This is a genomic window from Clostridium estertheticum (genome assembly GCF_018861295.1).
Lineage (GTDB): Bacteria > Bacillota > Clostridia > Clostridiales > Clostridiaceae > Clostridium_AD > Clostridium_AD estertheticum_D.
In genome coordinates, this window is the sequence record NZ_JAHLDM010000031.1 from 45,920 (window position 1) to 57,404 (window position 11,485).

General features: G+C 31.3%; 6 protein-coding genes, 5 tRNA genes, 3 pseudogenes and 1 other annotated feature. Of the genes and pseudogenes, 3 read left to right on the forward strand and 11 right to left on the reverse strand.

The features are described 5' to 3' along the window. Positions 1-42 precede the first annotated feature (42 nt). Positions 43-609, reverse strand: a pseudogene (locus KPL54_RS22240) (recombinase family protein); the annotation flags it as partial. A gap of 1,188 nt (positions 610-1,797) precedes the next feature. Here KPL54_RS22240 and KPL54_RS22245 point away from each other — a divergent pair. Then, complete coding sequence (locus tag KPL54_RS22245) at positions 1,798-2,847, forward strand: IS30 family transposase (RefSeq protein WP_216108696.1); 1,050 nt, start codon at positions 1,798-1,800, stop codon at positions 2,845-2,847. A gap of 557 nt (positions 2,848-3,404) precedes the next feature. Here the strand turns inward: KPL54_RS22245 and KPL54_RS22250 are convergent. From KPL54_RS22250 to ltrA, 3 genes and pseudogenes are all read right to left on the reverse strand, one after another. Further along, positions 3,405-3,791, reverse strand: a complete 387-nt coding sequence (locus KPL54_RS22250; protein WP_216108697.1) for a hypothetical protein — start codon at positions 3,789-3,791, stop codon at positions 3,405-3,407. After that, on the reverse strand, positions 3,791-4,330 hold the full coding sequence (locus KPL54_RS22255) for a hypothetical protein (RefSeq protein WP_216108698.1): 540 nt from the start codon (positions 4,328-4,330) through the stop codon (positions 3,791-3,793). Before KPL54_RS22255 ends, KPL54_RS22250 begins: the two co-directional genes overlap by 1 nt. Before the next feature lie 503 nt (positions 4,331-4,833). Continuing rightward, a pseudogene (gene ltrA, locus KPL54_RS22260) lies at positions 4,834-6,108 on the reverse strand (group II intron reverse transcriptase/maturase); the annotation flags it as partial. A 634-nt stretch (positions 6,109-6,742) separates the two neighbouring features. Here ltrA and KPL54_RS22265 point away from each other — a divergent pair. Then, complete coding sequence (locus tag KPL54_RS22265; protein WP_216108699.1) at positions 6,743-7,489, forward strand: hypothetical protein; 747 nt, start codon at positions 6,743-6,745, stop codon at positions 7,487-7,489. A 327-nt stretch (positions 7,490-7,816) separates the two neighbouring features. On the opposite strand, the gene KPL54_RS22270 is transcribed toward KPL54_RS22265, so the two are convergent. The 7 genes from KPL54_RS22270 to serS all read right to left on the reverse strand — a co-directional run bounded on the left by KPL54_RS22270 (position 7,817) and on the right by serS (position 10,670). Then, positions 7,817-7,893: transfer RNA gene (locus tag KPL54_RS22270), tRNA-Arg, on the reverse strand. Positions 7,894-7,943: 50 nt separating this feature from the next. Then, positions 7,944-8,471 carry a GNAT family N-acetyltransferase gene (locus tag KPL54_RS22275; RefSeq protein WP_216108700.1) on the reverse strand — a complete coding sequence of 176 codons (528 nt, stop codon included), beginning with the start codon at positions 8,469-8,471 and terminating at the stop codon, positions 7,944-7,946. Between the two features lie 116 nt (positions 8,472-8,587). Next, positions 8,588-8,678, reverse strand: a tRNA-Ser gene (locus KPL54_RS22280). Between the two features lie 26 nt (positions 8,679-8,704). Further along, positions 8,705-8,795 (reverse strand) — tRNA-Ser (locus tag KPL54_RS22285). Positions 8,796-9,014: 219 nt separating this feature from the next. After that, positions 9,015-9,105 (reverse strand) — tRNA-Ser (locus tag KPL54_RS22290). A 26-nt stretch (positions 9,106-9,131) separates the two neighbouring features. Beyond that, positions 9,132-9,222, reverse strand: a tRNA-Ser gene (locus KPL54_RS22295). A gap of 164 nt (positions 9,223-9,386) precedes the next feature. Beyond that, positions 9,387-10,670, reverse strand: a complete 1,284-nt coding sequence (gene serS, locus KPL54_RS22300) for a serine--tRNA ligase (protein WP_216108701.1) — start codon at positions 10,668-10,670, stop codon at positions 9,387-9,389. Between the two features lie 102 nt (positions 10,671-10,772). Further along, positions 10,773-10,974: a binding site (T-box leader), on the reverse strand. Between the two features lie 249 nt (positions 10,975-11,223). Here serS and KPL54_RS22305 point away from each other — a divergent pair. After that, positions 11,224-11,485: pseudogene (locus KPL54_RS22305) on the forward strand (ISNCY family transposase); the annotation flags it as partial.

Sequence of the window (11,485 nt, forward strand, 5' to 3'; positions counted from 1 at the left end):
TACTTAGTTAAATTTCAATTAAATTTAATACTATCAATTCTATCATTTATGTATAGTGCACTCTAAACCAGTTGCTGTCCTTAACTCTCTCGTTAATTGCTGCTTATAGCTCTCCTCAATGATATTAATGTATTTATATAAACAAGACCTTGATATGTCGCACATTCTAGCACACTCACTCTTATTTATCTTGCCATTTTTTAATAGATCATAAGCTTTCACTACTGCCAATGGAACATCTTCTATAGTAGTTGTAGGTCTACCTATTAGCTTTCCTTTAGCCTTAGCATTTGCCATACCACTCTTAACTCTTTGGCTTATCATGTTCCTCTCCAATTCTGAGAATACACCCATCATTTTCAACATTCCCTCTGTTATTGGATCAAGTTCATTTATGCAATCTACTATAAAACTTCCCAACACTAATTTAATCCTTCTAGTTTTAGCTAATTCTATAATCTCACATAATTGTTTGGTGCTTCGTGTGATTCTACTAACTTCTGTTGCTACTATAGTGTCTCCATGCTCAACTTTATCTAATAGCTTATTAAACTCTATTCTGTCTGTCTTAGTGCCACTAGCATATTCCAGGTATATATTATCAGTAGTAACCCCTAAGGCCTTTAGCTCTCTTGTTTGTCTTGTTTGTCTTGTTTGTCTTGTTTGTCTTGTTTGTCTTGTTTGTCTTGCTTAGTGTTATCGGTTGAACATCTTGCATATCCATACAACATACATTCCCCACCCTTTCAAATACACTTCTTAATATATAATATACTATTTATTCCAAATTGTATGCGAAAAGGTATAAATATTTTCAACTACATGTTTTGACATGAAAATACCTCGAAACCCACTTAAAAGTAATACATATCTCCAAACTCTTGGAACTTTAAAGTGTAGTAGAAAACAAATGTTATTGTGTACGCTTATGCATCCTCATTTTTCTGTTTTGTAATCAAAATTTAGTAATCCATCTATAAACAATATCCACTATGTACCGTGACTATTAAGAAGCATACTTCCTTTTAGAATAAGTCGAAATTGCTAAATAGTATGTAACAAATTGGAGAGGGAGAAATTATGGAATAGGGAATTTATAGTTTGGATAAAATTCCAGTGAATTACGAAAATTTAAGCAAGGATCAAGATCTATTTCTAAAATTAAAAATAAACTGAGAATAAGCACAAACTTAAAAATAGGCGAAAAAATATATCATAGTGAAGTACATGAAATTAATTTTGTAGATGAAAATGAAGTGCAAGAGACTAACGAAGATGAATTCACGTGTACATGTTGCGATTATAAATACCAAAATGTTTTTGAGGTGAGTGATGATGGCAAAATAGAGGGACCTAACTGTGAGATTAACCTGGAATAAGAAATACAAGTAAGTGTGACTTATAGAGTTACCAACTACTAATTGTAAAAGGCAGTATTAAAGATGAAGAGGCTAAACAAGTTGGAGATAATGATATATTTCAATCAGCAACTGTTAAAACAGGTGTTGCAATAATGGGAGCTGTAGTTATACCAAGCCCTGTTAAGTTATCACCATATAGACCATTCCCAGAACTAGACCATCCAAAGTAAATTTATATTTATAATGAAATCGAGTCTAGTGACAGCACTTATAGAAGCTGATGGAGGAGCATGGAGAAATGAATCAATGGAAAGTGTAAAGACATTTTTAAATGACTTGTTGTAAAATGAAGTTGAACCAATAAAAAGATCCATAGTGGATTATTCTGTGTTATGCTTTAATCGCTAAAACAAAAACAAACAGGAGGATAATCACTATGGAATACCCAAATAGTAACACACAATCACGTAAAAATAAACACTTGAATTTGGAAGAACGCGTTAAGATTGAAATTCGTCTTAAAGATGGCTTTTCGCCATATAAAATAGCTAAGGAACTTGAACGCCCAATAAACACTATTCTCAATGAAATACATCGTGGTACTACAACTCAAATTAAACAAGCTAAACCAGTTGAGATGTACCTTGCAGATACTGGTGAAGCCATTTACAGGAAACATCGTCTAAACTCTTGTCGTTCCTTTAAACGGTTAGAATGTTGTAAATTTATAAACTTTGTAGTGAATAAGATTAAAAATTCATCGTGGTCCCCAGATGCTTGTGTTGGTAATTCACTTGAAACTAAGCTGTTCAAACGCTCTGAAATAGTCTGTACTAAAACTTTGTACAACTATATTGATCTTGGTCTACTTAGCGTTAAAAATATTGATTTACCAATAAAACTACGTATAAATATTAAGCCATCAACAGTTATAAAACATAAGAAAAACCTTGGCAAAAGTATTGAAGAACGCCCAAATTCTATAAATGGTCGCAAGGAATTTGGTCATTGGGAAATTGATACTGTAATTGGAGAAAAAGCAGGCAATGATTGTGTACTTCTAACTATTGTAGAACGTAAGACCAGAAATGCCATTGTACGCTCAATTGCAAGCAAAACAGCTGATGCAGTTATGGGTGAGCTTAAACACATCAGCAACTTGTATGGTGATCAGTTCAGCCAAGTATTCAAAACAATAACTGGAGATAACGGTTCTGAGTTTGCTGATTTATCCACACTTGAGGATGACAGTGATACAAAAGTATACTTTACTCATACATATTCTTCATTTGAAAAGGGTACTAACGAACGTCACAATGGCTTAATACGTCGTTTCATTCCCAAAGGAAAACGTATGTCCGATTATAGTGCCTCTGATATCTCTTTTATTGAGGAATGGATGAATACTCTTCCTAGACGTATACTTAAATATAAAACCCCCGAAGATCTATTCGAAGCACAATTAGATATAATTTATGCAGCATAAGTAATTTCAACGATTTAAGTATAAATACAAATTGGTTCAACTTGCTATTGCAATTGGTCGACATTTTTAAATACAAAATTAGTTGATATAACTAATTTAACTACAATTTCATAAAAAAATAATGGATATGGAATGGGCTTATAAGTCCTTTCTTATATAACCAATATTATGAAAGGAGATAGAAATGAGAGAAATTGAATTTAAATCAAAAATCAAAAAACAAATATACAAAGCAATTTATTTAAGGAGACTTACTTCAAATTGTAGTTAGAATAGAGATTTCTTAAACTTTACGGCAGAAGGACTGTGGATAGTTTAGGAAATGTGTACGCCTATCATCAACAACCAAAGGAGCACAATGATTGATGAAGCTAAAAAGAAAACTGGAATATTGAAGCAAATACTTTATGAGGGAGTTTAGCATGACCAATAAAGAGAAAGCCAAATGGAATCCTAGGGAAATAATAAGAGAAAGAACCTGAAAATATTCTCAAATTCTATCGCTTGGGTTATCTGTGAGACATTTAAATTAAATTAATATTAATAACATCATTTATTTAGACTAGTTTAGCATAGTCTCCATTATTAAGGTTCTCAAATGGTAATTGTTCTTTATCATCAATAATTTCTTCAGACGACGATGACCCGAAAGCTGATACTAGTGAGTTGTTATGTTTACGTATTCTTTTAGTTGGGTGTGTGTATTTCGAAGATTCTAAGGTACATATCTTATGTTGCAAATGTTTTACTTCAGCAACACCTTTAACAATCTCTAAATAACCTAAATTCAATTTGGTTATAGGGTCGATTATTGGTTCATCAGAAATTGAATAAATTAAAAATTTATGATTTTGCATAATACCATCATCAGAACCTTTGTTTATAACAATTGTGTAGTCATCAATAATGCTGACAACATAAATGGGCGAAGTTGGTTTACTCATTAGATAGATCCCCTTTCAAGAAAATTATTAGTTACAATAGGTTTTACAATAATTGATTTTATAAAATCCGTGTTGTTATTGTTGATTTTATTTAATAACAATGTATCTTGTGTAATAGATTGGAGATTCACTTGTATTAAATCATTATTTTGAATATTATAAATTACTCCAGTTGAAAAATAGATTTCTAATTCATTATCTAAATAAAAAAAGGTTACAAAGCTACCTTGTGATACATAGCTACAGGGTTGGAGTATACAGCAGATAGAATTAGTATTGTCGTTGAAAAATTTTACTAGTTTTAAACTCAAATCTCCATTGGTGACCTTTTGTGGTGAGAAAACTATTATTAATAATAACCAGATTATAAACAAACTTATACATATATATACAACAAATATTCTCATAGAGATTAGTGACGTGGAAGATATAAAAGTTACTACAATTCCTGCAAGTACTGAAATAATTGAAGCTATTAACACAGAAAAATTCATATGAATATTAAAAAAATTTTCGAAATGCTTTTTTATGATTCCCACCCCCTTTGGCAGTTATTAGCATTTTATCACAATTTGTAAAAAAAGTAAAAGGAGGACAAGGAGGACAAGTGATTGATGTATAATCTGATAGTTATTGAAGGTAGTTAAAATTAAAAATATATTTAATAGTTGCGTAAATATTGATAATAAACATAGCATTAGTGAAGTTGACAACAATAGGCATGAAAAATATTTAAGAATAGAATGTGAAAATCTAAGGGGGCTATTATAAATGGATTTAGCTAAAAGCTGGTTGCAAATGTCTAATGATGATTTTCATAAATTCGATAGTTTCAATTGGGTACCTCCAATTTGGATGTATGGAACGGCTAGAAAAAATATATAGATTACTAGTCGAGTAGGTAGGGAGCCTTACGGCTCCTTTCCCCTCTAAGATCCGTACTTGTGTGTTTGTCGGCTAAGTCAGAGGAGTTACCCCCTCTTTCTCGCGGAGGAACTGTACGTGTCACTTTCATGACATACAGCTCAAGCATACTTTTATCCTAGTTGTCTTGTACTTTTGTTTTATCATTATATTTTCTATCACGCATTTTAAAGTATTCTCCCAAAGTTACATCATAAGGGCTAGCATTATGTTTTATCATTGTGTGTCTTATTATTGGTGTCTGCATCATTCTTTTTAATTGCCTATTTTCTATTGGGTCCGTAAGTATCCATTTATTTTTACTTTTGCCCGTCAAATCTGATTTGTAGTATTTCTCATTTATCCATTTTGCTGTTTTCTTAGGGTGTAATCGTTCTAAAAATCTTCTATTTACTTTATATAAATGAAAGTCCATTTTCGAGAACATTTCTTTGGATACCATTGGACGCCAATAGTTTGCTTTGCCAATAATAATTGGATTCAGTATATTAATAACCTTCCCTATCTTATGACCGTTGAGTTCGTGCACCTTATCAGAAATCTGTCTCATGCTCTTTTTAACTGCTTCTTTTGATGGTTTAATTAACAATTTTTCACCTGTAGATGTCTGATATATTCTAATATTAAAACTCAGGAAATCGAAGCCTTTTGTAATTTCTACAACTCGAGTCTTACTCGGTTCCAATTCAATTCCCCTTAATGCTAGATGCGGCTTCAGTTTATCATAAATCTCCTCTGCATCTTCTTTACTTTTGCAAATGATTGCAAAATCATCTGCATAGCGTGTCATCGCATAGCGAGTTTTATTATATGTACACTGATACCCGTTGCTCCTAGTATAGTTTTTGTATTTTATACCCAGTTGTTCCTCCATTCCATGTAGTGCAATATTTGCTAATAAAGGCGAAATGACTGAACCCTGTCCACTTCCTTTTTTCGTTCTATTAAATACATTATTGTCTACATAACCTGCTTTCAACCACCTTACTATCATTTCTTTTCCAGGAAAATCTTCTATCTGCTTAATAATATAATCATGGCTTAAATTATCGAAACAGCCTTTGAAGTCACCCTCAAATATCCATCTTTTCTTTCTGTGTGAACATGATTTGAAAATCCTTTCTATTGCATCATGACACCCTCTTTTGGGTCTGAATCCGTATGAAGTCGGTTCAAATCTTACTTCCCATTTTGGTTCTAGTGCCATCTTAGCGATATTCTGATATATTCTGTCTTTTATCGTTGGTATACTTAACGGTCTAAGCTTTCCATTTTTCTTTTTGATGTATGTTCTGTGGGATGGTTTTGGATGGTGAAGACTTATTTGGTAATCAGCCATCTTTCGAAATAACTTACTTCTTTCCCCATCGGTTAATACTGTAAATCTATCGACACCCGCTGTTTTTTTCCCTTACTCTCATGCAACCTACAAACCAATTACTCGGAGTGCAGTTTCGAGCGAGGATACGCTTAGTAACTAACGCAGTTTCTTACGAAACAATACTAATTAGCGACTTCTTGTCGCACCAAAATATGAGAAAAATGCGACTTAAAATTATGGATGGATAATTAATGTCAAAAATAACAGATAACAAAATCGAACACATTTTAAGTAAATTTGAACTTATAAAAACTGATAAAAATACAAGTATTATGCTTGAAGTTTGAGAACTAATAAGTGATTTGAAGAAAACTATTAATAACAATGAATCTATTAGAAAAAATAATTTACAACAGAAATTAGATGAAATATCTAAAACACTTTAGATTTTAATAACGTCAAATTTCAAATATATCTCGACATAACCTTTTATCCGTACTGTAACTATTGCTAGACGTACATGCCTTTAGATTAATCTAAGTCTAAATTTCTAAAAATAGTGTAGCAAATGAGATGAAGAATTAAAAAACTTAATAAACGGTATTGAAATATGAACTCATCTACAATAATTAAGTAATATAACAATATGAATATATAAAAAATATGCTATAATTGTCATAACTATATTATTAAGGGAGAGCGTAATATGGATTACAAACCAAATTTTAAAATAATATGGCTAATAATTTTCTTATCACCACTTATAGTTGCTACTTTGGTCTCAATCAATATTGTGGATATACCCACTTCAAATGATTGGATTGGTTTTTATGCCTCTATTTTTGGTGGCTTATTAAGCGGATTGCTGACATTCTATAGCATGTATCTAAGCATGAGTGGGGTGAGAAAACAAATAAGTGAGCAGAGGAAGGCAAATAACTTGCTTAAGACTCAATTAGACAATGATAATAAAAACTATATACAAGAACAAAGATTGCATGTTCGTCCATATATAAGTGAGTATTGGGGAGAAAATTCTAATGTAATTGAATGTTGTACACATATATTTGAAGGTGACCCTTACAACTATATTTACACTGATGATATGATAATTAAAATTAAGAACATAGGTATTGGACCACTCATTTCCCTTAGGGTTATGGGCATTAAAGGATCTTCTTCGGACGCTGAAATGAAAGACCCTGTAAACAATGAAATTAAATCACTTGAAGTTAACGGGATTATGAATTTAAAAGTATCATATATGACAGAAACCGAGTATATGATGAATACGAATAATATTGAAGTTCAATATTATGATGTATTGGATAATCTATACAAACAAGTGATAACAGTACATTCATATAGAGATGAATTGGGTGCATATCAAAAATGCAAAATTGGTTCTATTTCAAAACAAGAGTTAATTATAAATGACAAAAATACAGATTAACGGTTACATCCTATACATTTAATAGCTTTCTATAATAATCTTAGAGAAGATGGAATCAGAAAAGACAATAAATCTGATGGATTATATCCTAAAACTATAAAACATTATCATAGTCTAATATCAACTATATTAGAAACTGGGGTTCAATGGAATCTACTAACAAATTTGCTTTTTTCATACGCTCATATTTAAATCAAAGGCTTTAACCGGCATAAAACACTCTGCTTTTATGACCATATTCCCCTAAACAGTCCCCCTTTAAGGTATATTCAATAATAATCAAAAAGTGATAGGCACCTCAAACCTTTGAGGTGCCTACATTCGTCTTGGTGCGTCGGACAGGAGTCGAACCTGCGACCAACTGGTTCGTAGCCAGCTACTCTATCCAACTGAGCTACCAACGCATAAACTACATTACTATACTACCATATTATATGATAAGAGTAAAGTTTTTTTACAAATTATTATTCATAAATTCTTCTATCAAAATTCCCATACCTATTACATCTCTGTAACTTCCATATGAAAAGCAAGCTTTTCTTTTCTTTCCCTCGACGATAAACCCACATCGTTTATAACATTGAATTGCCCTTAAATTAAAATCTAACACTTGTAGCTCTACTCTATGTGCGGCCATATTCATAAATAAATATTGAAGCAATACTTTTATAGCATCTTGTCCATATCCTCTATTCCAAAATCCTTTATCTATAGTAATACCTAGTGTATATACATTCTTACATTCATTACTTTCTCTAAATGTTATATATCCTACAACTATTCCTTTTTCATTTACAATACTAAGATATTTTTTATCCAGGTTAACAAATTTATTGAAATTGTTTAATATATCCTCTTTAGATGGAGGTAATCTAAATTTACCATCAAGTTTTCTAATATCTTCATTACACCAAATATCATAAAATATGTCTAAATCTTTTCGTTCTACGCATCTAAGAGATACTTTATTACCTTTTAGCATATTTTCTCCTTAATTATAATAATTATATTTTTATTTACCCTTAAATAAATTAACAATTAAATAGATATATATCCCACACACTAAAATAAAAACATCTAACAAATGTTAGATGTTTTTGGTGGAGAAGGAGGGATTTGAACCCTCGCACCAGTTGCCCAGTCTATACCCTTAGCAGGGGCACCTCTTTAGCCACTTGAGTACTTCTCCAGGCTTAATATTACGTTATTAAAAAATGGTGGAGGAAGTGGGATTCGAACCCACGGTACGCTTTCACGTACGTCGGTTTTCAAGACCGGTGCCTTAAACCAACTCGACCATCCCTCCATGTCCTGTGCGACAAGATTTATTATATCAGCATGTTTATATCATGTCAATATATTTTTTTAATCTTATAACTATAATTATATTTCATTTTAAATTTATGAAATAATTGTCTTACTATTTACTCAATATTTATAATAGTATTACACAATATAAGATATCCAATATAGATATAATTTGTTATATAAAAAAAAGAAACATCTAACAAATGTTAAATGTTTCTGGTGGAGAAGGAGGGATTTGAACCCTCGCACCAGTTGCCCAGTCTATACCCTTAGCAGGGGCACCTCTTTAGCCACTTGAGTACTTCTCCAGGCTTAATATTACGTTGTTAAAAAATGGTGGAGGAAGTGGGATTCGAACCCACGGTACGCTTTCACGTACGTCGGTTTTCAAGACCGGTGCCTTAAACCAACTCGACCATCCCTCCATATTGTAGCAACAAAATATATTATATCAGTATAAATATTCATTGTCAACATATTTATTGTTTTTTTGTATATTTCCAATTAATATATGTTTTATAATAAATAAAACGCCTTAATATCAAATATTAAAACGTATATTTATTGTGTTATATATACAATAATTTTTTTATTTTGATATTATTGTATTTTTCCCCATATATTTTAATAAAACTGATGGTATAGTTATTGATCCATCTTCGTTTTGGTAATTTTCAAGCACTGCAGCTAACGCTCTTCCAACAGCTACTCCCGATCCATTAAGTGTATGGATGTATTGAGCCTTATCTTTTTTATTGTCCTTATATCTAATATTTGCACGCCTTGCTTGGTAATCTTCAAAATTACTACAGCTTGATATTTCAACATACTTATTATAACTTGGCATCCAAACTTCAATATCATATTTAAATGAAGCTGTAAATCCTAAATCACCTTTACATATCTTAACTATTCTATAAGGAAGTTCAAGTCCTTGTAGGACTGATTCTGCATCAGCAAGCAATTTTTCAAGTTCCGCATAAGAATCTTCAGGTTTTGTGAATTTAAGAAGCTCAACTTTATTAAATTGATGTTGCCTTATAAGTCCTCTTGTATCTCTTCCTGCTGATCCTGCTTCTTGTCTAAAACAAGCACTATACGCAACATGTTTTATAGGAAGATCCTGACCATTCAATATTTCGTCTCTATATATGTTAGTAACCGGCACCTCAGCTGTAGGTATTAAGAAATAGTCTGTATTAGCTACTTTAAAGGCATCTTCTTCGAATTTAGGTAGTTGACCAGTACCAATCATGCTTTGCCTGTTAACCATGTATGGAGGCAATATTTCTGTATATCCATTTGTGTCAACATGTAAATCTAAAAAGTAGCTTATTAATGCTCTTTCAAGTCTTGCTCCAAGGCCTTTATAAACTGTAAACCTTGAACCTGTAATCTTTCCGCCTCTTTCAAAATCTAAAATATCATTATCTATTCCTAAATCCCAATGTGCTTTAGTTTCAAATTTAAAATTTGCTGGTTCTCCCCATTTTTTTATTTCAACATTATCTTCTTCTGTATTTCCGAGTGGTACGTTTTTATTGGGAATATTTGGAATACTTAACATGATATTTTTGATTTTCTCATCTACCTCAGATAACTCAACATCATAGTTTTTAATTTCATCTGAAAGCTTTTTCATTTCCACCATTATTTCTTCTACGCTTTCACCATTCTTTTTCATTTTTGGTACAAGTGCAGATTCAGTATTTCTTCTGTTTTTTAACTCCTCTACCTTTGTTAACATATCTCTTCTTTTTTTATCAAGATACACAACATCATCAATTAATGATACTTTAAAATTTTCCCCTCTGTCTGCCATCAATGCCTTTATTTCTTCCGGATTATTTCTTATTCTCTTTAAATCTAACATAATTATTCCTCCTTAGATATATTATAAATGTTTGTTATTCTCAATTCTTAATTAAGATACCTAGAATATAAATACAATAAAAAAAGAGTCTTCTTCCCTAAAAAAAGGGACGAAAGACTCCGCGTTGCCACCCTACTTGATTAAATATAAATATCTAATCCTCTTTATCAAATATAACGGTTATACCGTACTGCTACTCACAGTCCCTCGGAAGTGGATTCGCAAAAATGAAGGTATCAGTTTACACCAATCACTGACTCTCTTAACCTTTATATTTTGTTACTATTTTCATCATAGGTTTTATACTTTATTAAATTATACTTTTATGCTAATAATTTCAAAGTAATATCATTTATTTTATATAAAACATTACATCTAATTTTTTATAAAGTCAATAAAAACTTTTAATGTCAAATTAATAATATGATCCGTTTATGATAATGTCTTACTATACCGTTTTTGATTATGTCCCAAACAAACAAAAATATAGTGTAGAATTATCTCATAAGAATTTATAAATGAGGTGTTCATAATCAGGAAGGTAGACTTAAATATGAAAGAAGATTTTAAATATCAAATCATCAAAAAATTAGTAGAAGTTAACGGCAATAAGAAAGCTGCTGCCTTTCGTATTGGATGCACTGTTAGACATCTAAATCGTATGATTAGAGGCTATCGTTCTAATGGTAAGGAATTCTTTATTCATGGGAATAAAGGCATCAAGCCTATTCATACCATTTCAGAAGATATTAGGTGTATGATTATAGATCTATATAAAACTAAATATCACGAAGCAAATTTTACCCATTATGCTG